The sequence below is a fragment of the Pseudomonas sp. 9.2(2024) genome, assembly GCF_039695385.1.
Taxonomy (GTDB): domain Bacteria; phylum Pseudomonadota; class Gammaproteobacteria; order Pseudomonadales; family Pseudomonadaceae; genus Aquipseudomonas; species Aquipseudomonas paraglycinae.
On the sequence record NZ_CP155585.1, the window covers coordinates 4,016,542 to 4,041,497 of the forward strand.

Sequence of the window (24,956 nt, forward strand, 5' to 3'; positions counted from 1 at the left end):
GCACCTTACCGCTGCCCCCGACCGCCCCCCGAAAACAACCCGCGCTCGCGAGCCCAGACAATCGCCTCGCTGCGACTGTGCACATCCAGCTTCGAATACACCGTCGCCACATGATTGCGCACCGTGTTCGGCGCCAGCTTCAGCCGCGCAGCAATCTCCTTGTCCGCCAGCCCCTCACAGATCAGCGCCAACACATCACGCTCCCGGGCCGTCAGATCGGTGAACGACACGCTCGGCAGCTGCGGCGAGTTGACCTTCTTCACATTGGCCAGCTTTTCGATCAACGTCCGACTGAACCAGGATGCATCCTTCATCACCTCTTCAATCGCCGCCACCAGCTCAAGCTCGGTGCGCTTGCGCTCGGTGATGTCCATCAGCACCAGCAGATAGCACACCGCGTCCTGGATGTTGACGGTGTCGGCGGACATCGCGCACTCCAGCAGCTCGGCGTCTTTCCTGCGGATCCGCATATCGACGCGGTCAACGCGGCCGGTTTTCTCCAGTGCCGCCAGTAACCGGGCGCGTTCCGCCGGTTCATCGATGAAGTCCAGTTGCGCGACGGTCTTGCCGAGCACGTCGTCGCTCTCGTAAGCCAGGGTATCAAGAAAGGCCTGATTGACGTCGATCAGCCGCTGCTCATCGGCGCTGCAAATGAGGATCGGTACCGGCGTCAGACGAAAGGCCTTGGCGAACCGCTCTTCACTCTGGCGCAGGGCGACTTCGGCCTTATGCCTGAGCTCCATGTCGACGAACGAGAACAGCATGCAATCCTCGTCATTGAGCACCAGCGGCTGCCCCGCGACGATCACCTGTTTAATGCCACCGTCCGGCAATCGCAGCTCGGCCTGCATCTGCGGGATCGTCGCGACATCGCGCAGGCGCTGGATCGCCAGGTCCTTGCGCTCGGCCTGTTCGAGAATATCCAGCTCATAGGTCGAAACGCCGATCACCTGATCGCGGGTGTAGCCGGTCATTTCCAGAAAACCCGGATTGACCTTGATGTAACGCAGATCGCTGAGGCGGCAGATCACCGCCGGCGCCGGGTTGGCGTTGAAGGTTTTTTCGAAGCGCTGCTCGGCGTTGGCCCAGTCGGTGACGTCGCTCATGATCAGCACCAGCGACTCGATGTCGCCGTCGCGATCGGTCAGCACCATGCTGCGCACGCTGTGCACCCAGGTACGTTCTTCATCGCTGCGCGAGGAAACCTCCACCAGCACATCACTGAACGTTTCACCGGTCGCCACACGGCTGATCGGGTATTGCTCCGGCGTCAGCGTGTGGTTGTTGCGATAGCGCAGGTTGAAGCGCTCGACGTATTCCCCGGCGTTGTTGCCCAGCTCGCCGATCCGGCTGACGCCATGCATCGCCAGCGCGGCTTCGTTGGCCCAGAGAATCGTCTGGTCGAGTTCCAGCAGAATCACCCCGTCGGACAGCCCGGCAATGATCTGCTGCAACTGACGGCGATTGGTTTCGGTGGTCAGGACGTCCCGGCTCATTGGTTCTCCACAAGTTCGCGCATGTGAAGTTTACGACCGCAGGCGGTTGTGATCGTGCCGGGCAACTTTGTCCCTGATTACCGCGATGAGTGATCGACCAGCTCGCGCAGCGTATCGAGAAACAGCTTGAGCACCGGCGAGGCATCGTCCGCCCGATACGTCGCGTACAGCGGCACTTGCGGCAGCGCCGGGGTCAGGCGCCGGAACACCAGTCCGGCGGGAGCCAACTGCTCGATCGATGCGGGTAACAGCGCCACGCCAAACCCGGCGCGAACCAGACTGAGCAAGGTCTGCACCTCGATCACCTGCTGGCGGATCTGCGGAGTGAACCCGGCCTGAATGCAGCACTGATAGAGAAAATTGGCGAACCGCGACTGCTTCAATTCCAGCGCCACAAACGGCTCCTGCGCCAGATCAGCCGGCGCCAGCACCTCGCGTCGGGCCAGCGGGTGATCCTGCGGCATCACCACATGGATCGGTTCATGGATCAGCAATTCATTGCGCAATTGCGGGTCGTCATAACCGACGCGGAACACGCAGGCGTCGATGCGTTTTTCCTTCAACGCCTTGACCTGGGCCGCCGGGGTCATTTCATGCAAACGCCAGGTCACCTGCGGATAGCGCTCGCGAAACAGGTGCAGCGCCTTGGGCAGCACGCCGACCATCACCGAACTGATCATGCCGATTTCCAGCTCGCCCAGTTGCCCGCGACCAGTTTGGCGGGTCAGGTCCAGCGCCCGCTCGAGTTGCTCGAACACCAGCGGCGCCTGCTCCTTGAGCATCTGCCCCGCCGCTGTCAGCTCGACCCGATGGTGGCTGCGCTCGAACAGCGGCGTGCCGAGTTCTTCCTCCAGCAAACGAATCTGCTGGCTCAGCGGCGGCTGGCAGATGTGCAGCCGTTCGGCGGCGCGACCGAAGTGCAGCTCATCGGCCAGGGCCATGAAGTACCGCAGCAAACGCAGGTCCATGGCGACTTACCCCAGGTTCAGTGGCGTGGAACGCTGACGCACCCCGGTCAGGCTGAACAGCGCATTGGCAATTGCCGGGACCACCGACGGACTGCCCAGCTCCCCGACGCCGCCCGGTTTGTCCGGCTGGCCATCGAGCACGAGAATGTCCACCGGCGGCATGTCGGACATGCGGGTGACGCGATAGTCGTGGAAATTGCTCTGCACCACTCTGCCCTGCTGGATGTCGAGACGATCGAATAGCGCGTGGCCGAGGCCCCACATCAATCCGCCGTAAATCTGCTCCTCGACCCCGCCGGGCGACACCGCCAGACCGCAATCGACCACACAGGTCAGCTTCTCGACCCGCACCTTGCCGTCCACTTTCGCGACCCGCGCCACCACGGCGATGAAACTGGTGTAGCCCTGATTGGTGGCGATCCCCAGCGCCGTGTCCGGCGGCAGTTTCTGGCCCCAACCGGCGCGTTCGGCGGCCTGCTTCAACACCGCCACATGCCGTGGCCGCTCCTGCATGTTGGCCAGCCGGAACGCCAGCGGATCTTTGCCGGCCGCATGGGCCAGTTCATCCATGAAGCTTTCCACGGCGAACACGTTGGGAATGAAGCTCACCGAGCGATACCAACCGCTCGGCACGTTGCTTTCGTGTTTGACCCAGTTCAGCTCCAGGTGCGGCGGACGGTAGGCGAAGTCCCACGCGGTGATCGCTTCGGTGGTGCTGTAATCCATGTGATCCGGACGCTCGAAATAGCCCGGCTCCCACTGTTCCGGCGAGGCAGGCGACACCGCGTGCAGTTGCAGCGCGGTGAGTTTGCCTTGGGCATCCAGCGCGCCTTTTACCCGATGCAGCGTGGCCGGGTGATTGAACAGCGCGTGCATCTCGTCTTCGCGGCTGTTGAGCAGTTTCACCGGCACGCCGGTCTTCTGCGCCAGATACGCGACCTCGAACAACCAGTATTTGGCTTCCCGCGCACCGAAGCTGCCACCGGACACCAGCTCATGAATGGTGACTTTTTCCTTGCCGATGCCGCACACGGTTTGCGCCGCTTCCAGCGCCGACGACGGCACCTGCACGCCACCCCAGTAGGTGATTGCCTTGTCCTTGAGCTGCGCGGTGATGCAGATCGGCTCCAGCGGGTTCTGCACCTTGTAGGGCATGGTGTAATCGGCTTCGAGCAGCTTCGCCGCACCCGGCCATCGTCCCGCGACATCGCCCTGGGCCATGGCTTTGACGGTTTGCGTTGCCGGGTCGCTGATCGCTGCGATCTGCGCCCTGGCCAGATCGGCGCTGTCGAAGCCGGCCAGCGGGGAATCGCTCCATTTGATCTCCAGCAGCTTGCGTCCCTGTTGCGCGGCCCAGAACGTTTCGGCCAGTACCGCGACGCCTTCGAGGTTGCCACCGAGCACGTCCGGCCGACCGGGAATAGCGATCACCTTGCGCACGCCAGGCACCTGCAAGGCTGCCGCCGAATCCACGGCGACAACCTTCGCGCCCACCACCGGTGCGCGCTGAATCACTGCCACCAGCATCCCCGGCAACTGCACGTCGATGCTGTACTTGAAACGCCCGCAAACCTTGGCCGCCGCATCGCGTTTGTGGCGCAACTTGCCGATGTATTTGAACTGCGCCGGATCCTTCAGCGTGACGTTCGTCGGTGCCGGCAGATGCGCCGCCGCGCCGGCCAGTTCGCCGTAGCCGAGGCTGCGTTTGCTCGATGCATGCACGACCCGACCTTCCTCGGTAGAGCAACTGTCGGGGCTGACTTTCCACTGCTGCGCCGCCGCACTGATCAGCAGCACCCGCGCCGTGGCGCCAGCCATGCGCAAGCGATCGTACTCCAGCGACACACTGGTGCTGCCGCCGGTGGAGAAGACTTTCCAGACCGGATGAATGTAGGTGTCGAAGAACGGATCTTCCGGGGTGATGACCTGCACCGTCATCGGGTTCACGTCCAGTTCCTCGGCCACGCACGCGGCCAAAGCCGTCTGGGTGCCGGTGCCGGAATCGTGCTTGTGCACCACCAGTTTCACCGTGCCGTCGGGCAGCACGCGCACCCAGGCGTTGGGTTCGAATTCAGTGGCCGAGGTTTTCGCTTCAGTCGCCGCCGCACCGGAAGGCAGGTACAGCGCAATCGCCAGACCGGACGCCACCGTCACCGCCTGCTTGAGAAACACTCGGCGCGAGGGTTCATGAAGCGTGCCGTCGATGAGGCTCATCACGCCTCCTTCGGCGCATTCGCCGCACGTTTGATCGCTTTGTTGATGCGCCCGTAAGTGCCGCAACGGCAGATATTCCCGGACATCGCGTTGCGGATCGAGTCATCGTTGACCGGTGCGCCGGTGTTGAGCAGTGCGGCGGCGGACATGATCTGCCCGGATTGACAGTAGCCGCATTGCGGCACATCTTCGGCGACCCAGGCCAGTTGCAGCGGATGGTTTTCGCTGGGCGACAGGCCCTCGATGGTGGTGATGCTGTGGCCCGCGACGGCGGCCAGCGGCAACTGGCAGGAACGCACCGCGACGCCGTTCAGGTGCACGGTGCAGGCACCGCACAGGCCCATGCCGCAACCGAACTTGGTGCCGGTGAGTTTCAACTGATCACGCAGCACCCATAACAAGGGCATGGAGGGGGACGCCTCATCCAGCTCGCGTCGTTCGCCGTTAACCGTGAATGCAATCATTGTCAGGCTCCAAAAGAGCGGCCCGTCTTTGTGCGGGCCTGGTGACCGATTATTGGAACCCCCGGCAACGCGCGGCCAGCGACGATTTCTGCCAACCGGTGTAAGCAGGACTAACAACATGTACAAGCGATACCCGTCGGTGCAGTCCATGAGCGCGTTCATCCACGCGGCGCGCAGCGGCAGTTTTTCCAGTGCCGCACGCAAGCTCGACCTGACCCACAGCGCGATCAGCCAGCAGATCCGCGCCCTGGAAGACTTCATCGGCCAGCCGCTGTTCGTGCGCGAAGGCGGCGGCAGCAACCTGACCGACGCCGGGCAGCTGTTTGCCAGCGTGTTGTCGGATGGCCTGGCGCAGATTGACCGCGCGTTGTCCTCGGTGAAAAACCGCAGCGTGGCCCAGCGACTGACCCTGGATGTGGACAGCGAACTGGCGCAGAGCTGGCTCAATCCACGCCTGCCGCAATTGCTCGACGGATTGCCGGATTACGAAGTGACAATCCTGTCGATGCCGCGCAGTGATCGCAGCACGTTCGAGCGGGTAGACCTGTCGCTGCGCTATGGCTATGGCGATTGGGATGATTGCGAGATGACCCAGATTTGCGGGGATCGGGTGTTGGCGGTGGCGTCTCCGGCGTTGCTTGAGCGGCAGGGTTTGCAGGTGCCACTGAGCCCGGCGCAGATTCTTGAACTGCCACTGTTGGGGTATACGCGCAGGTCGTGGATTCCATGGCTGGATGCGGCCGGGATGACACCGACCGAACCGCCGGCGCGGGTGATTTTCGATAATGCGGCGAATCTGATTGCGGCGGCTGAAGCGGGTGTTGGTGCGGGGCTGGTGCGTGGATTACTGGCTGCCGATGCGTTGCGCAGCGGGCGGCTGGTGGCGTTGAACGAGGCGCAGATTGCGGCGCATTACAACCTGTATGCGGTGTGGCCGCATGGGCAGGCTGACCGGGTCGCGCCGGTGGTTGAGATCATCAAACAGTTGGCCCTGAGTACTCTCGAAAACCAACCCTCACCCCAGCCCTCTCCCGGTGGGAGAGGGAGCTGACCGAGGTGTCTTGCGTCATACATCGACCTGAACGACCGAGTCGATTATGGATTCACTGCTGAACTGTCACGTCGGTGTCATTCATCAATATTCCCCGATCGGTCCCCTCTCCCTCCGGGAGAGGGCTAGGGTGAGGGCAGGCTTTTGATCTTCCCCTATATCCCAGAAGTATCACCACCCCACCCAATTAATATTGTACGAACCCTCCCCCGCCTTCCAATACTCGCCTCAAGCAACCACCCACCCGGGCCGGATGCGAACAGGCGAGGGAATGCGCGAGTGCTGCGCATAGAAACGGCCGATTGCCCGGGACGTGGATGCTGTGAGCCGCAAGGCTCCCTTCCCCGCTATCAGGAGATCGACTTCAATGATCATCGATATCAGCTGCTATCCCACGGATCTCGTGGACCTCGCCTGGAGGCATGACGGTGACCCGTTCACCGGCGAGCGTCTGCTGGAGATGATGGATGGCCCGTACATGGTCAACGGCAAGCCTCGCCGCATCGACAAAGCCTTCATCCAGCCGCCGCAGGGCAACACCATCTACACCTGGACCGACGGCGAATTGTCGGGCCGCGAATCCATCGACGCCTACATGGCCTACACCCTGAAAATGGTCCAGACCTACCCGGACCGTTTCATCGGCTGCTTCGTCTACAACCCGCGCTGCGGCGTGGAAAACGGCGTCGAGGCGATCGAGCGTTACGTGAAAGAACACGGTTTCAAGATGGTGCAGATGCAGGCCAACATGCACGCCTACCGTCCTGACCGCGCGCTGGACTGGGTCCGTCCGGCCTTCGAGAAATGTGCCGAGCTGGGCATCCCGGTCAAGCTGCACACCGGCGACGGGCCTTACAGCATCCCGTCGGAATGGGTGCCGATGATCAAGGAGTTCCCCAACGTCGATTTCATCATGGCCCACTTCGGTGTGCAGACCGGCGGCGTCTACGTGTTCGAACCGATGCAGTGGGCGATGGAGCTGCCCAACGTCTATTGCGAGTCCGGCTGGTGCCTGCAATCGCGGATCGTCGAGTTCGCCAAGGTCCTGCCGACCCACAAGATCCTGTTCGGCACCGACACCCCGCCGAACGAACCGGGCATGTGGCTGCGCCTGCTCGAAGTGCTCTGCCACGAGCCGCCGCAGGGCCTTAACCTCGACGAGGACACCCTCGAAGACTACCTGGGCAACAACACCGCACGGATGATCGGCCTCGAGCCGTCCCCGCCGCCGCGTTCCGTTTCCGAAGCAGAGGCGCAACTCAAGCGCCCCGTCACCACCCAACTGGCCAGGAGCTGAACCGATGATCATCGACACCCATCTGCACCCCACCAATCTGGTCGACGAGGCCTGGCGCCACACCGGCGAACCGTTCACCGGCGAGCGCATGCTCAAGCTGATGGACGGCCCGTACATGATCAACGGCAAGCCGCGCCGGATCGACATGGGTTTCATCCAGCCGCCACCGGGCAACACCGGTTATCGCGACGGCAACCGCCGTGGCCGCGAGGGCGTGCGCGACTACATGTCGTACGTCGCCGAACTGTGCGTGAAGTACCCGGACCGGTTCATCGGCAACTTCAATTTCAACCCGCGCTGGGGACCGGAAAACGGTGCGGCAGAGCTGGAATTCCACATCAAGGAATACGGCTTCAAGATGCTCAAGCTGCACGCCAACATGCACGGCTATCGCCCGGATCGCGCACTCGACTGGCTGCGTCCGGCGATGAAGGTCTGCGCCAAGTACAACATCGTGGTGCTGATCCACACCGGTGACGGCCCGTACACCATTCCGACGATGTTCTACCCGATCATCCGCGAGTTCCCGATGGTCAATTTCATCATCGGTCACTTCGGCATCCAGACCGGCGGCAACTACTCGTTCGAAGCGTTCTGGATGGCGATGGACACGCCGAACGTGTACTGCGAATCCGGCTGGTGCTTCCAGTCGCGGATCGTCGAGTTCGCCAAGGAGCTGCCGCGCAACAAGATCGTGTTCGGCACTGACTCGCCGCCGAACGAACCGGGCATGTGGCTGCGCGAGCTGGAAGTGCTGTGCTCGCCGGCGCCGCAGGGCCTGGGGATCGACGAGGATCACCTTGAGGATTACCTGGGCAACAACATCGCCCGGTTGTGCGGGATCGAACCGACCCCGCCGCCCAAGGATCTGGCCGAAGCGGACATTCGTCTGACCACGACCTATCTCTAAACAGGGTCTGACCCGGCTTCAACCCAGCCACACAGCGACTTTACAGGCGCGAAGATGACCCGGCGTTCGCTCGACCGGCAGGCCAACGGCTTGTCGATCGAACGCCAGCCTCACCCCTGCGCGCCTGCTTTTTACGAGGTGAAACCATGACCCGTTCGACGCTCGGCGACTCTCAGGATTTTCACGTATTCATCGACGCCTATCGCCGCCAGTACCCGGACGATGTGCTGACCATCACCCAACCCCTTTCTGCCGATCAGGACGTCACCGCCCTGGTCGATGCCCTCGCCGCCCAGGGTCGCGATCCGCTGCTGATCTGCGAAAACGTCAGCAACCTCGGTGTGCCGGTGGCGACCAATCTGTTCGCCTCCCGTCGGCGCATCGCCCGGCTGTTCGGCGTCAGTGCCGCGCAGTTGCACGAAACCTTCCAGACCCGCGCCAACCAGCCGATCGCGCCGCGCTACGTCGAAACCGGCCCAGTGCTCGACGAAGTCTTCGAAGGCGAAACCCTGGACCTGGCGCTGCTGCCGATGCTCAAGCATTTCGACAGTGATCGCGGCCCGTACATTACCAACGCGATCATCATCGCCGAGGACCCGCAGACCGGCATCGCCAACATGAGCTACCACCGCTCGATGCGTCACGCCCGTCAGGCCCTGGCTACCAGCCTGCACTCGCGCGGGCATCTGTGGCGGATGTTGCAGACCGCCCGCGAACGCGGTGAAGAACTGCGCGTGGCCATGGTGGTCGGCGCGCATCCGCTGTTCATGCTCGCCGCTGCTGCACGGCTGCCCTATGGCAGCGATGAACGCGCGGTGGCCGGCGGGCTGTTCGGTGCGCCGCTGGAACTGGTGAAGACTCCGCGCTACGGCATCGGCGTGCCGGCTTACGCCGAGTTTGTGCTCGAAGGCGCAATAGACCCGACGGCCTATGCCGAAGAAGGCCCGTTCGGCGAGTTCAGCGGCTACTCCTCGGATCGCTCGACCAACAACGTGCTGCGCGTCGATACCCTGTTGCGGCGCAAGGACGCTTGGCTGGTGGACGTGATGGGCGGACGTTACGCCGAGCACCTGACCCTGGCGCGGCTGCCTCGCGAAGCGGAAATGAGCGAGAAGCTCAAGGCACGTTTCCCCGCCGTCACCGCCGTGCATTACCCGAACTCCGGTACGCATTTTCATTGCTACGTGGCGTTGGATCAAAGCCGTGACGGCGAGGCCCGGCAGATCATGCTGGCCCTGCTCGGCTGGGATCCGTACCTGAAAACCGTGATCGCGGTGGACAGCGATATCGACCTCACCGACGACAGCCAGGTGCTGTGGGCACTGGCCACTCACTTCCAGCCGCACCTCGACATCTTCACGATTGACGGTTTGCCCGGCAGCCCGCTGGACCCGTCGTCCTCGGTCAATGGCACCACGTCGCGCATGGGCCTGGATGCCACGCGCGGTTCTGGGTTTGACGGGATCAAGGCACAGCTCGATCAGGACGTGCTCGAACGCGCGCGGCAACTGCTTGAAGGTCTGCCATCGTGAACCGCCAGCGGATGGTGGTCGGCATCAGCGGCGCGTCCGGCTTCATCTACGGCGTGCGCCTGCTGGAGTTGCTGGCCGAGCTGAACATCGAAAGCCACTTGATCATCAGCCGCGCCGCGCTGCTGACCATGGCCCACGAAACCGACTACAAACTGGCCGACGTCACCGCCCTCGCCAGCCATTACCACCGCGCCGACGACGTGGCCGCCGGGATCGCCAGCGGTTCGTTCCGCTGCCTGGGCATGGTGGTCGCGCCGTGTTCAATGAGGACGCTGGCGGAGATCGCCACCGGCACCTCATCGGGGCTGATCGGCCGCGCCGCCGACGTCACCCTCAAGGAGCGCCGCACCCTGGTGCTGATGGCCCGCGAGACGCCACTGACCCTCGCCCACCTGCGCAACATGACCGCTGTCACCGAGATGGGCGGCATCATCGCCCCGCCGGTCCCGGCCTTCTACGCCCGCCCAGACAGCCTGGCGCAAATGGTCGACCACAGCCTCGGCCGCGTCCTCGACCTGTTCGGCCTCGATGCCGGCACTGCGCTGCGCTGGGGTGAAACTCCGGCCCCCAGCCAAATCCAGCCTCACTCCCCTTCATCGTGCACCGGTCTATCAATACCAAGGAGCCTCACATGAACACCCCCTTCAACGCCCCGACCCCGAACACCAAAATCCCGGTCACCATCCTCACCGGGTTCCTCGGTGCCGGCAAAACCACCCTGCTCAATTACATCCTCAAGGAGAACCACGGTCGCAAGATCGCGGTGATCGAAAACGAGTTCGGCGAAGTCGGCATCGACGGCGATCTGGTGCTCAGTTCCGAGACCGAAGAGATCTACGAAATGGTCAACGGCTGCGTCTGCTGCACCGCCGAAGTCCGTGAAGACCTGGTGCGGATCGTCCGCGAACTGGTGGCGCGTCCGGTGCGGCTCGACCACATCCTGATCGAGACCAGCGGCCTGGCCGACCCGTACCCGGTGGCCCAGAGTTTCTTCATCAACGACCCGATCGCCGAGGAAGTCGAGCTCGACGCCATCGTGACCATGGTCGATGCCAAACACATCGCCCAGCATCTGGAAGATTTGCAACTGGACGGCGTCGACAATCAGGCGGTGGATCAGATCGTCTGCGCCGACCGCATCGTCATCAACAAGGTTGATCTGGTCAGTTCCGAAGAGGTGGAAACCCTGCGCGGCAAGATCCGCGGATTGAACGCCACGGCGGATCTGGTGACCTCGACCCACGCACAGATCGACCTGTCGAAGATCCTCGGCATCGGCGCCTTCGAATGCACGCAGAAGCTGATGGAAATCGGCGCGTATCAGCACGATCACGATCACCACGAGCATGACCATCACGACCATGACCATCACGCTGAAGAGCCCGATCACGAGCACGACCCGAGCGTGTCCTCAGTGGGCATCGCCGTGGACGGCGCAGTCAACCTGATGGCCTTCCACCGCTGGATCAGCGAGTTGCGCAGTTCCCAAGCCGACAACCTGTACCGCATGAAAGGCGTGCTGACGGTGGCCAACGAAGACCAGCGCTACGTGCTGCAAGGCGTGCACAGCCTGGTGGAGTTCCGCGCTTCGACCGCGTGGGGCAGCGAGCCGCGCTCAAGCAAGATCGTATTCATCGGCCGCGACCTGGATCGAGCGGCGCTGAACCAGGGCTTCGCCGCCTGCCTGGCCGGCTGAAACCCGGCATCGGAGCCGGTGGATGGCGGTTCCGGGCACACAGAACGAATACCCCTCTGTACCGAATAACAACAGCTAGAGGTGATTCCCCATGTCGTCAGCCAGTTCCTCCTCCACCGTCCACCCTGTCGACCGCGTCTTGCCGGTGCGACAGATGCTCACCCTCGGCCTGCAGCACATGGCCGTCTCGTACATCGGCGCCATCGCCGTGCCGTTGATTGTTGCCAGTGCCTTGAAGATGTCCCACGCCGACACGGTGGTGCTGATCAGCACCACGCTGTTCTGCTCCGGCATCGCCACCCTGTTGCAGACCGTCGGTTTCTGGAAGTTCGGCGTACGCCTGCCGATTCTGCAAGGCGTGGCGTTCAGCAGCGTCGGGCCGGTGATCGCCATCGGCAGCAACCCGGAGGTGGGGTTCTCCGGGGTCTGCGGGGCGGTGATCGGTGCGGGGATTTTCACCATGTTGATCGCGCCGTTCGTGGGCCGCTTGCGACGGTTTTTCCCGCCGGTGGTAACTGGCTGCATCGTCACGGTGATCGGTCTGCAGCTGTTCCCGATTGCCTATGAATGGGTCGGCGGCGGGCGCAACGCGAGCAACTTCGGCGCGCCGGCGTTTCTCGCCGTGGCCGTGGTGGTGTTGCTGACCATCCTGCTGGTCAACCGCTATGGCAGCCCGTTGCTGCGCAACATGGCAGTGCTGGTCGGGATGCTGGTGGGCGCCGGTCTGGCTTACGGTCTGGGCATGGGCAACTTTCACAGCGTCGAGGACGCGCCGTGGCTGACCGTGCCCTATCCGTTCTACTTCGGCTTGCCGACCTTCAGTCTGATCCCCATCGCCACCATGGTGGTGGTGATGATCGTGCAGATGGTCGAATCCATGGGGCTGTTCGTGGCCATCGGCGACATCGTCGACAAACCGGTGGAAGACAAACAGGTGATCAACGGCCTGCGCGCCAATGGCCTGGCCAGCACCATCGCCGGGATGTTCGCCGCGTTTCCGTTCATTGCCTTCATGGAGAACGTCGGTCTGGTGATCCTGACCGGCGTGCGCAGCCGCTGGGTGGTGGCGATCAGCGGTCTGTTGATGTGCTCGATTGCGCTGGTGCCGAAAGCCGGGGCGATCATCGCCTCGATGCCGACCGCCGCGCTGGGCGGTGCCGGCATCGCGATGTTCGGCGTGGTCGCGGCAGCGGGCATCCAGACCCTGGCCAAGGTCGATTACGAACGCAATCGCTACAACGTGCTGATCGTCGGTTTCACCATCGCCGCCGCCCTGGTGCCGGTGCTCGCCCCTACCCTGTTCAAACAACTGCCCGAGTGGTCACAGCCGTTCCTGCACAGCAGCGTGGTCATCGCCTGCCTGGTGTCGGTGCTGCTCAACGCGGCGCTCAACGGCGTCAGCGTGCCAGAAACCACACCCGGCAAATCCGCCTCGCATATCCTCTGACTGGAGCTGCCCATGACTCAACTTCAAAACATCCTGATCAAGCACCCGGTGGCGGTGATGACCGGTCTGCGCGGCCCCCGTGCCCGGGCCGGCGCCGTGGACATCCGCGTGGTCAACGGCCGTATCGCGGAAATGGCCGCCAACCTTGAGCCGCAACCCGGTGAACGAGTGATCGACGCGCGAAATTCGGTGGTCTACCCGGGCTGGATCAACACCCACCATCACCTGTTCCAGAACCTGCTCAAAGCCGTGCCCGAAGGCTTGAATCAGGACCTGCAAGGCTGGCTGGCCAGCGTGCCCTATCCGCGCCTAAACCGCTTCACCCCGCAACTGGCGCGGATCGCCGCACGGCTGGGGATGGTCGAACTACTGCTGTCCGGCGTCACCACCTGCGCCGATCACCATTACCTCTACCACGCCCACGGCAGCACCGAGACCGGCGACTTGCTGTTCGACCTCGCCGAGGAATTCGGCCTGCGTTTCGTGCTCTGCCGTGGCGGTGCGCTGGAGTCGGCGAGCGCACACCCAGGCTTCTCGAAAACCGCGCTGCAACCGGAATCACTGGAGCAAATGGTCGGCGATATCGAACGGCTGAAATCGCGCTACCACCAGGACACCCCGGATGCTCTGCGCCGGGTGGTGGTGGCGCCAACCACGCCGACCTTCTCGCTGCCGCCAACGCTGTTGCGCGAACTGGCGCACACCGCCCGAGGCATGGGATTGCGCCTGCACACGCACCTGTCTGAAACCGAAAACTACGTGAACTTCTGTCGCGACAAGTACAACTGCCTGCCGGTGGAATTCGTCGCCGAACACGAATGGCTCGGCCCGGACGTCTGGTTCGCCCACGCCGTGCACCTGCAACCGGGGGAAATCCGCATGCTCGCCCAGACCGGCACCGGCGTCTCCCACTGCTCGGTGAGCAACGCCCGGCTGGGCAGCGGCGTCGCGCCAATCCCGCAGATGTATGAAGCCGGCGTGCCGATCTCCCTCGGCGTCGACGGCGTAGCTTCCAACGAATCCGGAAGCATGGTCGGCGAAGCCAACACCGCCTGGCTGATCCACCGCGCCGAACAAGGCGCCTCGGCCACCACCGCCGAAGACGTCATCCACTGGGGTACGGCCGGCGGCGCGCAAGTGCTCGGCCTCGGCGCGGTCGGTACGCTGGAAGTCGGCCAGGCAGCGGATCTGGTGATGTACAGTCTCGACCACCCACGCTTCTACGGTTTCCACGACAGCGCCGTCGCACCGGTCGTCGCGGGTGAGCCGATTGCCGTGAAATACAGCCTGGTGGGTGGGCGGATCGTCGTCGACAACGGCGTGATTCCGGGGCTGGATATCGAGCGGATGCGGGCCGAGGCCTGGGAGGGTGTGCAGGCGATGATGAAGGTCGACGATTAACACAAACCCACTGCATAACCCTGTGGGAGCTAGCTTGCCAGCGATGGCAGACTTTCAGTCGACTGTGTAAACAGGCAATAAAAAGGAGAGCTGGCAAACACCATGCTCTCCTTTTGTTGTAGTGCTTTAAAAAATCACAAATCTGACATCGACTTGATTGCCAGCTCTATCCTTTCACGCGCTGCTCCAGTCAAACGCTTCACGCCGAAAGTTTTGGCAATTTCCAAAGGCATGTCGCCGGCGGAAATCAAAGACGCAACCATCAGTAGTTCCTCAGCGGCGATCTCCTCCACCGACCTGCCATCATCCGATGTCGCAGGTATCCGATATTTGTTCCAACCCGCAATATCACTTTGGGAATGCCAAACAAATTGACCATCAACCGGATCAGTTTTCAGATGATGATTTTGCTCTGTCAGATCTAGAACTCGTTCTCGAATGAGACGGCCAGAGCGTTGAAAACCATGTGCCCGGGCTACGCGCTGTACCAATACTGAATCGAGGATCGGAGCCTCCTGCAACAACACATGTGCAATCAGTTCGGCTAGAACTGCATCATATTCAGGCGAGTAAAACGCCTCAGCATTGATTCTGTCGCCGACGCTTGTGAAGTCGGTGACACGATATTCATCTTTGATTGCGGGTGAGGCGTGCAACGTGAACGACTTCGCGATTTTGAGTTCGGGAGGTCGTTCATCAGTAGCATCGCCCTCTGATACAGCAGAAACTTCCTCTTTCTCTACGTCGTTTGCCAGTGGAGCACTATGCACTAACGACAAATGAGGTATTGAGGACTCTTGCTCAACTGTTTTGCTAACAAGAGCCGATGCACGCGACTCTTCCAAAAGAGCCTCAAGCGATGCATGCAAGCGATCCAGCGCGCCGGACTTATCAATCCACCACTCTGTCGACCAGAGCCGAACCAGCTTCCAGCCCAAACCTTGCAGGATTGCGCTACGAACCTTGTCGCGATCTCGCGCGGTCGCCGCGCTGTGATAGGTGGCACCATCACATTCAACACCAACCAGGTAATCGCCGGGTCTGTCTGGATGGACAATGCCTAAATCAATGCGGAAACGTGATACGCCTATTTGCGGCACGACTTGCCAGCCTTTCCGTCTCAGCTCATGAGCAACTGCTTCCTCAAAAGGTGAGTCATAACCGCCCACTGAACCCTGCACTGCCTCAGCAAGAGCCCTCGGCCCTCTCTGAGCAAATTCAATGAAGTGCTTCAGATCACGAACAGCCCGGGCGTTGGTGCGATTTAAATCAATCATTGAAGAATCAAAAGAGGAGAAAACCATCATCTCCCTGCGCGCGCGGGTTATCGCCACGTTCAAACGACGCCATCCGCCTTCTTTGTTCAATGGACCGAAGTTCATCGACATAACCTGCGCACCAGGCTCGGTTGGGCCATACCCGATACCAAGCATGATCAAATCGCGCTCATCGCCCTGGACTGTCTCCAGGTTTTTTACGACGACGGGTTCAGCAATGTCATGCTGGAAGAACGGCTCGATCTGCGGGAACTGTTGCCGCGCCCTATCCAGCAGATCGTTGATCAGTCTTTGCTGGTCGCTATTGAGTGTGATGATCCCAATCGTATGACCGCTCGCAACAAACGCCGGATCCATCAAACGCTTCACAGTCTCGGTAACGATGGCCTCGGCCTCGGCCTGATTGTGCCTGCCCTTGCCTTTCGCATAGACGCCATCAACACGTCGCCACTCCACAGCGCTTGCACGCGTTTCAGCCGCAGGGAAGGTAATGAGATTACTGTCGTAGTAGCGATGGTTCGAGAACGCGATCAAGCTTTCATGGCGACTCCGGTAGTGCCAACTGAGGCTATGACTTGGGATGCCTGCGCCCAGACACTCATCCAAGATGCTCTCCATGTCCTCAGCAGTATCATCCTCTGCGGCAGACGCGGCGCGATTGAAAAAATTGGTTGGAGGCATCTGACGTGGATCACCCGCAATGACCACCTGCTTACCCCTCGCGATCGACCCGATGGCATCCCATGGAGCAATTTGCGAGGCCTCATCGAATATCACCAAGTCAAAAAGTGCGAGATCTGTTGGAAGATACTGCGCAATCGATAGAGGGCTCATCAGCATGCAAGGAGCGAGTTTCGACATGGCATCGCCCATCTCAACAGCAAGCTGTCGCACGGGTTTGTGCCGACGTGATTTTTGCAGCTCGTGCTTCAAGATGCCGAAACCACCTTGCTTACCGATCTCGTTTTTCGACGGGATCAATCCACACAGCTTCGCTCGAATATATCGAACAGTAAGCTTGGACAGGTCCTCATCCAGACGTACAAACGCCTCAATATCGCTAGTGTGCTCCGCTGGCACGAAGTTACGAAGCAGAGGGTCCGCGTCGATCATCACCCTTGCAAACCAGCGTGCGTAAGATGTTTCGAATGCGTCTACAGTACCGCCCTCTGGCAACCCTTTAATTGCCAATGCATCACTTAACGGTTGAAGCCCGGACGCTATCGCCTCTTCACGCACCCGACACCAATCGCACCAGCCTTTCAGCTTTGACTCATGCCGAGAAATAGCACTGGCCGCATCGAGCAATGACTCAATTGTTAATTTGCCCTCTATCGGGCGATTACTCAGTTCATAGAAGCGTTTGCTCGTTTGACTGAACGCTTCCAATGCATCTTTTAATTGGTGAAGCGCTGCTGCGATAAAACCACCCCCGCCTAATAACTCATTGGCTTCAACGACGAGCTTTTGTGTGGCCCCCCGCAGTGCAATGAGATCTTCAGGGGACTCTGCGCGCGAGCTGATCAACGTTCTCAAGCGTTCAGCGAGCTCCCAAGCTACCGCCATCGCGGATTGATCACTTGAAACTCCGCTCCACCCAGGCACAGCGTTTAAATCTGCAGACAAGCTGTCCAGCGAGATGAGCAGATCACGCATTTCAAAGAGTCTGGCAAGATCCTGCTCAACGTCCGGAAAGCCAACCACTCCGCCCTGACCCGCAAGGTTTTTACCCACCTTTTTCTTGGCCAAAGTCGCGAGGAACCAAAACTTGGTCTTGCCAGTTTCCCAATCGCTTTTGACTTGTTCGAGGTTGATGGTGCGGCAGGCTTCTGAGGCGTAGCGCACCGACAGCGAGTGTTCAATTTCTTGGTAATTTGTGAGGATCTGCACAGCTTTCTTGGCTGCAACGATCTTGGCACTTGCATTCAACGTGAATGCAAAAGAGAGATCGATACCGTGCGTATCTACCAAGAGCGCAACAAACTGGCAAAAACGTTCGATTTCCTCCTCACTCGAAACGGCTAGGGGAAGATCGGTGGCTCTCAACAAGTTGTTACAGGCAATCTTCAGCCGCTCAATGACTCCCGGCAGCTCCCTGGAAACTGCAGCGATCGACTCTTGCCAGCCGTTTGACCATTCGGTGGGAGAGATGGGCGAGAAGTCAGCTGACAGATCGCGGGCAGCCTGACTATTCAAATCGAGACGTCGGGCAAGATCACGCAGGCGCGCGTACTCTTCCGCGTCGTGAGACGTTCCCTCTGGCCATGCAATATGCGGTAACGCGGCGTGCCCATCTCGTACGACACGACCTATAGCCTGATGGACTGTTAATCCATTAGGTTGCCGACGATGCAAGGTTCCCACGACTTCGTTCAATCGATTTCGTAGTTTGTGCAGTTTTGCCGTTTCGACAGCCCACTCTTCAGCGGTCAACGCATCGCGAACATCCCAAGCCCGCTCCAATTGTTTAAGTACTTCAACCTTGGATGTTTTGCTGGAATGCAGCTCAAGACAGAATTCGCCTAGTCCTTTTTCTTCAAGCCGACGATAGACAACGTCCAAAGCGGCCATTTTTTCTGCTACGAACAAGACCCTGCGACCTAGAGCCAGGTTGTGGGCAATCATGTTGGCGATGGTTTGGGACTTACCGGTGCCGGGAGGTCCATCAAGAACGAAATCACAACCGCTGGCGGAGGCAACAACTGCAGCCAGTTGGGAGGAGTCAGCAGGTAACGGTGTAAACAGATCGGCCGGGCTGACTTTTCTATCCAGCTCGTGAGGCTGTGGAAACTCCCCCGACGTTGCAAAGCCATCACCGCCGACACTTCTTTCCAGCAAATGTTTGACCATCGGGCTCTTCAAAAGCTGCTCAGAGCGAGCAGCCAGATCCTGCCACATCAAATATTTCGCGAAAGAGAACGTTCCCAGCACGAGCTCAGTGGTGACCTCAAAACCCGGCACGTCTCTGATTGCACGGCGCACTGTATTCCAGATCCCAGCGACATCAATGCCACTGTCGTCGGAGGGAAGTTCACCTTCAAGCCCCGGAATAACAAGTTCAAAGTCATGTCTTAACAGTTCGAGCAGAGTCAAATTGAAGCGAGGCTCATCTTCAAGCAAAGTCATTGTCACGCCAGACAACGCACTTTTACGATCAAGTTTTACGGGTAGCAAAATTAAAGGAGCGGAATAGGTTTTCGGGTCGTCTGCCGACTTTTTCCACTTTAAAAACCCGAGTGCAAGAAAGAGAGTATTCGCTCCGCCTTCATCAAGATCACTGCGAGCTTTCCGGTACAGGTCAATCAGCGCTACTTCGAGCTTGGTTTTATCAAGCGTGGCCAGTACCTCACCACGAGACAATGCACTGCGAGCGTATTCATCTCTGAGCGACTCTCGATTTTGTTGCTCATAGAGTGCCGCATCTCTGCCTCCAGCCTCCAGATCCGGTATAGACACGATCCTGATTCGCTTGCCGCTGGCCAGTTGGTCTTCCAGCTCAGCGGGCTCAGGACAGATCAAGCGAACGCCTTTAGCACTATCCGGCAAGTGTAAAAGTCGATTTCGAGTAGTCAGGTCGAGAAGCTTGCGTTGCCACAGCGTAAGCTTACCGGCGGGAGATTCTGACTCAGTAAGAATCTCTACATCAAAGCCCGGTAATTGTGGCGCAATCTCCAATGCCTCGAGTGGTGTCTCCGCCTCTTGAATCACATCTGATTTAGACGCGGGAATTGACGTTGCTAAAGGACGGATGCGCTGCATGCGTGCTCGATGCATATCAATGGCCATGATGAAATCTTCATCGTTGACCTGTCTTTCAGCTGTACTAATCGCCTGACTGAAACCTGGAACAGGAAATTGTGTTGCGAGAGTGGTTTCAAATACGAGGGCCTCTTTCAGATCGATACGCTTTCGTACCGCGGACGCCTCATCTGTAATCAGTTGAGAAAACTCTTGGGGCTGCAACCAAACTCCTGCAAAAGCATGACCTTTCGTCAGCAACAGAAGTGCGTTCAGTCCGGCTTGCTCCAGTGCTGCGGCAAAAAGCAATGCTGTGTCCAGGCACGTTGCAACACCACCCTCCAATATGAGGCTCGGAGTTCTTACTTTCTGACCGTAAGTCTCAAAGCTTGCCGGTGGTAGTGCGTAGCTCAATTTAAGTCCGCAGACTGCGGACCATATTGCGGACGTGAGCTCCCAGGTTCTGGTTCTGGACTTACTTTCGTAACCGTTGATGCCATCTGCCTTGCCAGCTCGGCGCAGAACATCAGAAGCAGATTTGAGTATCCGATCTACCGCAGGGTCATTTGGCATTGCAAACGCCGGTAGAAGCTCTGGCATGGAGTTAACGCCCCCCCACTCATTTCGTGCCAAAAGCTCAACCGGGAAGATTTGACTATTGAGAACTTCACCATTGAAACGTAGGTGCAGCGAAAGGGTCGCGCTGAGGCTCTCCGTCAGATCGGCGAGATAAGCGGCATTCAGCTTCAAATTTCGTTCTGAAATATGCAGCGTCGACTCTTTGTTTAATCGATCCAGACGCCAAGTCTTGCCTTCAAGGAAGGGAGGGTCCGCAACAAGCTCCAGTTCAAGATCGCTGTAATCAGCTTCACCATCGTTGTGTACGGTCAGTTCTCTGAGGACCGGGACAGAATTTTGGTGAGAAGCAAAGCCAATCTTGCTGGCGATCACTCCCTCGATCTTGATGGTCATGAACCACTTCTCCATGGAAAATTCGATGAAACAAACAGAGGCCATACTCACCGACAAGGGGGGATTTTGAAACTGCTTTTTCGATCAAAGGTAGAGATATGTTCGCTCCTACAGTCGAGCCTCTAGATTTACTCCATTAATGAACAGGAAATATGCCTGTTTAACTCATGCGCGTTTCACAAGCTCACCAACGCCCTCCATAAAAACCTAGCATTAGCGCCTTGCGGTTTTGTCGACTAACGTTAGTACCTCATCGGATTGAGCCCCAACCAGCAAGATCGGGCTCTTGATCAAGGAGAGACTGATGAAATCCAGCCGCCTCATCGAACAGACCTATCGCACCTGGTCCAGCCCCATCCTGCTGGAGCTGAAAAAGCGCGAGCACGAGATGGCGCCGGCCGAACGCCAGGCGCTCGAGAATGTGCTGGTGGAAAGACGATTGCTGGACGTTGGCAATCCGAAAGGCGTTGAACGGCGTAAGAGTGCGGCGAGTAAAACCGGCAATCCCGGATAATCACTTCACCCGCCTGAGTTTGCGCTCAGCCCCAGACTCAGTAACTCCTTGCGCAAGATCGAGGGCTTTAGAGCCGCTAATCCAGCCTGCCATTCCACCGGCAGCAAACGACTCAACTTCTGCTGGCTGACCACGGGTTCGGCCAGCAAACAGCTTTTGCGTTGGCTGATGCAGATGACGTTCAGCAACCAGTCATCGCCCTGCCCGCCCATCCCATCGTTGATCGTCGAGCGATGCCTTTCGAGCAAGGCATCGGCGTCCCACACCGTCATTTGAGCGAAGACCTGCGGCAGGAGGCTGTCGGGTTTCATCCGTTTCAAGTCTGCGGCCAATGCGGCGCAGATGTCTGATTCGATAGCGGTCTGGCATTCGAGGAAATATTGCTCGGGCCAGTCCTCCGTGAGTTTTGCGTGGGGTACAAGTTCAGCATAGGCGTCGATGTCCGCCGCCGTGGTCATCTGCCCGGTGAAATTCAGTGTGTTGTCCAGAATCGCCGTGGCCAGCAGCGCGGCGCTTTGTTCGCTGATCCTCGACAGCCATCCTGTGGCTTTTCAGCGCTGGAAAACCTGCGTCGCCGCCGCGCCGATCGGGCAGATGTCGGCGGCAGATCCGAGTGTCTGTGCCCAATGCTGTTCGAAGCCCGGATGATGGTCGATGACTTCCACCACCCGATCGAGCGCGACCATTGGGTCGAAATAGTGGTAATCGGATACGTCGACCAGCACAAACTCATCGCTGGATGTCGGGCGGTAGTCGTGCAAAACAGCGCCCCAGCCGAGCACGGTTGTCGAAACGCTGGCATTGGGTTTTGCGCTGCTGACGGCGCGGGCCGAAATGCCCTGCAGGTTGAGCAGTTCGGCGTAGGCGATGCAGCAGGCGTAGGCGTCGATGTCCAGATACGCCGAGCCTGAGGTGATGACTTTTATGAGCGACATTGCGCGTCCCTGACTTCCTTTTCAGGGGCGGCAACGTCGCACATTTTCATGAACGATTAATGAACGTCAGGCAGCGCGTTGTCCCCCGGCCACCGCCGCAGAAGCCGCCAGCATCGCCCGCAACAACACCGCACAGCCGGCCGCCAGATCGTCCGGCGCGGCGTTTTCGATTTCGTTGTGGCTGATGCCGCCTTCGCACGGTACGAAGATCATCCCGGCCGGACCCAGTTCGGCGAGGAAAATCGCGTCGTGGCCGGCGCCGCTGACGATGTCCATGTGCGACAGGCCCAGACCTTTGGCGGCGCCGCGCACGGCTTCGACGCAGCCTTTTTCGAAGTACAGCGGCGGGAAGTCGGCGGTCGGGGTCAGTTCATAGGTCAGGCCGTGCTCCTCGCAGGTAGCTTCGATGACTTGCTTGACCTCGGCGATCATCGAGTCGAGGCGTGCCGGTTCCAGGTGGCGGAAGTCGAGGGTCATGCGCACCTCACCGGGAATGACGTTGCGCGAACCCGGATAGGCTTGCAGGCAACCGACGGTGCCGCAGGCGTGGGGTTGGTGCCCGAGCGCCGCGCGATTGACCGCGCCGACGATCACCGAGGCGCCGACCAGAGCATCCTTGCGCAGGTGCATCGGGGTCGGACCGGCGTGGGCTTCGACGCCGCGCAGTTTCAGGTCGAACCACTTCTGCCCCAGTGCGCCGAGCACAACACCGATGGTTTTCTGTTCGTCCTCAAGGATCGGGCCTTGCTCGATATGTGCTTCGAAATAGGCGCCGACCTTGTGCCCGCTGACCTTGCGCGGCCCGGCGTAGCCGATGGCGTTCAGTGCTTCGCCGACCGTGACGCCGTCGGCATCGACCTTGGCCAGGGTCTCTTCGAGGGTGAATTTTTCCGCGAACACGCCGGAGCCCATCATGCACGGGGCGAAGCGCGAGCCTTCCTCGTTGGTCCAGACCACCACTTCCAGCGGTGCCTCGGTTTCCACGCCGAGGTCGTTGAGGGTGCGCAGCACCTCGACCCCGGCCAGCACGCCGAAGCAGCCGTCGAACTTGCCGCCGGTGGGCTGGGTGTCGATGTGGCTGCCGGTCATCACCGGTGGCAGGTTCGGGTTACGGCCGGGGCGACGGGCGAAGATGTTGCCGACTTCATCGACCGTGACGCTGCAACCGGCGTCCTTGCACCACTGCACGAACAGGTCGCGGGCCTGGCGATCGAGGTCGGTCAGCGCGAGGCGACAGACCCCGCCCTTGACCGTGGCGCCGAGCTTGGCGAGCTCCATGAGCGACGCCCACAAGCGGTCGCGGTTGATGTGCTGATGGGTCGATTGCAGAACGTCTACGGCTGCGTTCATGGGGGTCTCCTCAGGCAGTTCTTATGGGAATTACATCGGCGATTTGACGGCCACCGGCGTCGCACGCATCGCGCACAACCCGTAATAGATCAACCCGCCCAGCGCCGAGCCGGTGAACCAGCCGTAGCTGTAGAACCAGCTGAATGCGCTGCTGCCCAACGACAGCAGGGTCAGCACCACCGGCACGCCGAAGGCGATGAACCCGGCCCAGTTCCACGCCGGGTACACGTCGTCGCGGTACAGGCCGGCCAGGTCCAGTTGCTGTTTCTTGATCAGGAAATAGTCCACCACCATGATCCCGGCAATCGGCCCGAGCAGGCTGGAATAGCCCAGCAGCCAGTTCGAATACACGGTTTCCAGGCTGACATCGGAGACGATCAACCCAAGCTTTTTCAGCAGTTCATGCCCCATCAGCGCCAGGCCGACGAACCCGGTGAGGATCACCGCTTTGGTGCGATTGATCACCTTGGGCGCGATGTTCTGGAAGTCGTTGGTCGGCGAAACGATGTTCGCGGCGGTGTTGGTCGACAGCGTGGCGATGATGATCAGTGCCATGGCCACCGCGACCCACACCGGGCTCTGGATATGGCCGATCAAAGTCACCGGATCCGAGACGCTGACGCCCACCAGTTTCACCGAGGCGGCGGTCATCACCACGCCCAGTGCGGCGAACAGGAACATGGTCAGTGGCAGGCCGAAAATCTGCCCGAGGATCTGATCCTTCTGACTACGGGCATAACGGCTGAAGTCAGGAATGTTCAGCGACAGGGTGGCCCAGAAACCGACCATCGCCGTCAGCCCGGCGGCGAAGTAACTGACCACGCTCGCGCCCTCGGGACGTTTCGGCGGAATCGCCAGCAACTCGGTCATCGACACGTTCGGCATGGCCCACACCAGCAACCCGATGCCGACCGCCACCAGCAGCGGTGCCGACAGGGTTTCCAGCCATTTGATCGACTCGGCGCCACGGATCACCACCCACAGGTTCAGCGCCCAGAAAATCATGAAACCGATGACCTCCCCCGTCCCGCCAAGGGATTTCCAGCCGTCGAACACCGAGCCGAGAAACAGATGAATCGCCAGCCCGCCGAACATGGTCTGGATGCCGAACCAGCCGCACGCCACCAGCGCGCGGATCAGGCACGGCACGTTGGAGCCGAGAATCCCGAATGACGAACGCAGCAGCACCGGAAACGGAATCCCGTACTTGGTGCCGGGAAACGCGTTGAGCGTGAGGGGAATCAGGACGATGACGTTGGCAAACAGAATCGCCAGCAAGGCTTCGCCGACGCTCAGGCCGAAATACGCGGTGAGCACGCCGCCGAGGGTGTAGGTCGGTACGCAGATCGACATGCCGACCCACAGCGCGGTGATGTGCCATTTGTTCCAGGTTCGTTCGCGCACCTTGGTCGGTGCCATGTCGTGGTTGTAACGGGGACTGTCGAGGACGTCGCTGCCGGTTTCGAGTTCGAACAAGCCGTCGCGCTCGGTCACTTGCGATCTGTTCTGTTGCATGGCCGCTCCACTGTTCTTCTGATTATTTTTTTGCTCATCAGGCGGCTGCACACGCAGGTGCGAGCCGGACGATGGCCGGAGGAACTGACAACTTTCATGCACCGGCCATGGTGTCAGCGGCGGCATCAATAAACGTGCCGGGTGCCCCGCTTGCGCATCGGGCCGTGCTTCTATTTTTT

At 60.2% G+C, this 24,956-nt stretch carries 16 protein-coding genes and 1 pseudogene; 9 read left to right on the plus strand and 8 right to left on the minus strand.

From position 1 onward, the window contains the following. Window positions 1–5 precede the first annotated feature (5 nt). The 4 genes from ABFB52_RS17940 to ABFB52_RS17955 form a co-directional block, all read right to left on the minus strand. Complete coding sequence (locus tag ABFB52_RS17940) at window positions 6–1,496, minus strand: helix-turn-helix transcriptional regulator (RefSeq protein ID WP_085746091.1); 1,491 nt, start codon at window positions 1,494–1,496, stop codon at window positions 6–8. Window positions 1,497–1,573: 77 nt separating this feature from the next. After that, a complete protein-coding gene (locus ABFB52_RS17945; protein ID WP_011334794.1) occupies window positions 1,574–2,464 on the minus strand; it encodes a LysR family transcriptional regulator in 891 nt (296 codons plus the stop codon). Window positions 2,465–2,470: 6 nt separating this feature from the next. Further along, the gene (locus ABFB52_RS17950) at window positions 2,471–4,678 is read right to left on the minus strand and encodes a molybdopterin cofactor-binding domain-containing protein (RefSeq protein WP_129974130.1); all 2,208 of its coding nucleotides are present in this window, start codon (window positions 4,676–4,678) and stop codon (window positions 2,471–2,473) included. After that, window positions 4,678–5,142 (minus strand): (2Fe-2S)-binding protein, encoded by a 465-nt coding sequence (locus ABFB52_RS17955; protein ID WP_085602752.1) that lies wholly within the window; start codon window positions 5,140–5,142, stop codon window positions 4,678–4,680. Before ABFB52_RS17955 ends, ABFB52_RS17950 begins: the two co-directional genes overlap by 1 nt. Before the next feature lie 118 nt (window positions 5,143–5,260). On the opposite strand from ABFB52_RS17955, the gene ABFB52_RS17960 reads away from it, so the two are divergent. From ABFB52_RS17960 to ABFB52_RS17995, 8 genes are all read left to right on the plus strand, one after another. Continuing rightward, on the plus strand, window positions 5,261–6,193 hold the full coding sequence (locus ABFB52_RS17960) for a LysR substrate-binding domain-containing protein (protein WP_085746089.1): 933 nt from the start codon (window positions 5,261–5,263) through the stop codon (window positions 6,191–6,193). Window positions 6,194–6,560: 367 nt separating this feature from the next. Next, on the plus strand, window positions 6,561–7,490 hold the full coding sequence (locus tag ABFB52_RS17965) for an amidohydrolase family protein (protein ID WP_007952852.1): 930 nt from the start codon (window positions 6,561–6,563) through the stop codon (window positions 7,488–7,490). 4 nt (window positions 7,491–7,494) lie between these two features. Continuing rightward, on the plus strand, window positions 7,495–8,400 hold the full coding sequence (locus ABFB52_RS17970) for an amidohydrolase family protein (protein WP_007952854.1): 906 nt from the start codon (window positions 7,495–7,497) through the stop codon (window positions 8,398–8,400). A gap of 146 nt (window positions 8,401–8,546) precedes the next feature. Further along, window positions 8,547–9,932 (plus strand): UbiD family decarboxylase, encoded by a 1,386-nt coding sequence (locus ABFB52_RS17975; RefSeq protein WP_085746087.1) that lies wholly within the window; start codon window positions 8,547–8,549, stop codon window positions 9,930–9,932. Between the two features lie 11 nt (window positions 9,933–9,943). Further along, on the plus strand, window positions 9,944–10,567 hold the full coding sequence (locus ABFB52_RS17980) for a UbiX family flavin prenyltransferase (RefSeq protein ID WP_129974135.1): 624 nt from the start codon (window positions 9,944–9,946) through the stop codon (window positions 10,565–10,567). After that, window positions 10,564–11,628: a GTP-binding protein gene (locus ABFB52_RS17985; RefSeq protein WP_129974131.1), complete on the plus strand. Its 1,065-nt coding sequence runs from the start codon at window positions 10,564–10,566 to the stop codon at window positions 11,626–11,628. Before ABFB52_RS17980 ends, ABFB52_RS17985 begins: the two co-directional genes overlap by 4 nt. Window positions 11,629–11,719: 91 nt before the next feature. Beyond that, complete coding sequence (locus ABFB52_RS17990) at window positions 11,720–13,075, plus strand: nucleobase:cation symporter-2 family protein (protein ID WP_085746084.1); 1,356 nt, start codon at window positions 11,720–11,722, stop codon at window positions 13,073–13,075. A 12-nt stretch (window positions 13,076–13,087) separates the two neighbouring features. Further along, window positions 13,088–14,476 (plus strand): amidohydrolase family protein, encoded by a 1,389-nt coding sequence (locus tag ABFB52_RS17995; RefSeq protein ID WP_129974132.1) that lies wholly within the window; start codon window positions 13,088–13,090, stop codon window positions 14,474–14,476. A 134-nt stretch (window positions 14,477–14,610) separates the two neighbouring features. On the opposite strand, the gene ABFB52_RS18000 is transcribed toward ABFB52_RS17995, so the two are convergent. Further along, window positions 14,611–20,463: a DUF3320 domain-containing protein gene (locus ABFB52_RS18000; RefSeq protein WP_129974133.1), complete on the minus strand. Its 5,853-nt coding sequence runs from the start codon at window positions 20,461–20,463 to the stop codon at window positions 14,611–14,613. A 304-nt stretch (window positions 20,464–20,767) separates the two neighbouring features. Between ABFB52_RS18000 and ABFB52_RS18005 the strand changes: the two genes are divergently transcribed. Beyond that, a complete protein-coding gene (locus ABFB52_RS18005) occupies window positions 20,768–20,977 on the plus strand; it encodes a hypothetical protein (protein WP_085746082.1) in 210 nt (69 codons plus the stop codon). A gap of 5 nt (window positions 20,978–20,982) precedes the next feature. Here the strand turns inward: ABFB52_RS18005 and ABFB52_RS18010 are convergent. The 3 genes and pseudogenes from ABFB52_RS18010 to ABFB52_RS18020 all read right to left on the minus strand — a co-directional run bounded on the left by ABFB52_RS18010 (window position 20,983) and on the right by ABFB52_RS18020 (window position 24,777). Next, window positions 20,983–21,903 (minus strand): annotated as a pseudogene (locus tag ABFB52_RS18010) (DHH family protein). Window positions 21,904–21,978: 75 nt separating this feature from the next. Further along, the gene (locus tag ABFB52_RS18015; protein WP_007952875.1) at window positions 21,979–23,262 is read right to left on the minus strand and encodes a Zn-dependent hydrolase; all 1,284 of its coding nucleotides are present in this window, start codon (window positions 23,260–23,262) and stop codon (window positions 21,979–21,981) included. Between the two features lie 30 nt (window positions 23,263–23,292). Then, window positions 23,293–24,777 carry an NCS1 family nucleobase:cation symporter-1 gene (locus ABFB52_RS18020; RefSeq protein ID WP_129974355.1) on the minus strand — a complete coding sequence of 495 codons (1,485 nt, stop codon included), beginning with the start codon at window positions 24,775–24,777 and terminating at the stop codon, window positions 23,293–23,295. Between the last annotated feature and the right edge of the window lie 179 nt (window positions 24,778–24,956).

What these genes read in the sequence shown, in the direction of transcription:
- ABFB52_RS17955 (WP_085602752.1), bottom strand. Translation starts at nt 5,142, where the DNA reads ATGATTGCATTCACGGTTAACGGCGAACGACGCGAGCTGGATGAGGCG.
- ABFB52_RS17965 (WP_007952852.1), top strand. Translation starts at nt 6,561, where the DNA reads ATGATCATCGATATCAGCTGCTATCCCACGGATCTCGTGGACCTCGCC.
- ABFB52_RS17940 (WP_085746091.1), bottom strand. Translation starts at nt 1,496, where the DNA reads ATGAGCCGGGACGTCCTGACCACCGAAACCAATCGCCGTCAGTTGCAG.
- ABFB52_RS17945 (WP_011334794.1), bottom strand. Translation starts at nt 2,464, where the DNA reads ATGGACCTGCGTTTGCTGCGGTACTTCATGGCCCTGGCCGATGAGCTG.
- ABFB52_RS17995 (WP_129974132.1), top strand. Translation starts at nt 13,088, where the DNA reads ATGACTCAACTTCAAAACATCCTGATCAAGCACCCGGTGGCGGTGATG.
- ABFB52_RS17990 (WP_085746084.1), top strand. Translation starts at nt 11,720, where the DNA reads ATGTCGTCAGCCAGTTCCTCCTCCACCGTCCACCCTGTCGACCGCGTC.
- ABFB52_RS18015 (WP_007952875.1), bottom strand. Translation starts at nt 23,262, where the DNA reads ATGAACGCAGCCGTAGACGTTCTGCAATCGACCCATCAGCACATCAAC.
- ABFB52_RS18000 (WP_129974133.1), bottom strand. Translation starts at nt 20,463, where the DNA reads ATGACCATCAAGATCGAGGGAGTGATCGCCAGCAAGATTGGCTTTGCT.
- ABFB52_RS18005 (WP_085746082.1), top strand. Translation starts at nt 20,768, where the DNA reads ATGAAATCCAGCCGCCTCATCGAACAGACCTATCGCACCTGGTCCAGC.
- ABFB52_RS17985 (WP_129974131.1), top strand. Translation starts at nt 10,564, where the DNA reads ATGAACACCCCCTTCAACGCCCCGACCCCGAACACCAAAATCCCGGTC.
- ABFB52_RS17950 (WP_129974130.1), bottom strand. Translation starts at nt 4,678, where the DNA reads ATGAGCCTCATCGACGGCACGCTTCATGAACCCTCGCGCCGAGTGTTT.
- ABFB52_RS17975 (WP_085746087.1), top strand. Translation starts at nt 8,547, where the DNA reads ATGACCCGTTCGACGCTCGGCGACTCTCAGGATTTTCACGTATTCATC.
- ABFB52_RS17980 (WP_129974135.1), top strand. Translation starts at nt 9,944, where the DNA reads ATGGTGGTCGGCATCAGCGGCGCGTCCGGCTTCATCTACGGCGTGCGC.
- ABFB52_RS18020 (WP_129974355.1), bottom strand. Translation starts at nt 24,777, where the DNA reads ATGCAACAGAACAGATCGCAAGTGACCGAGCGCGACGGCTTGTTCGAA.
- ABFB52_RS17960 (WP_085746089.1), top strand. Translation starts at nt 5,261, where the DNA reads ATGTACAAGCGATACCCGTCGGTGCAGTCCATGAGCGCGTTCATCCAC.
- ABFB52_RS17970 (WP_007952854.1), top strand. Translation starts at nt 7,495, where the DNA reads ATGATCATCGACACCCATCTGCACCCCACCAATCTGGTCGACGAGGCC.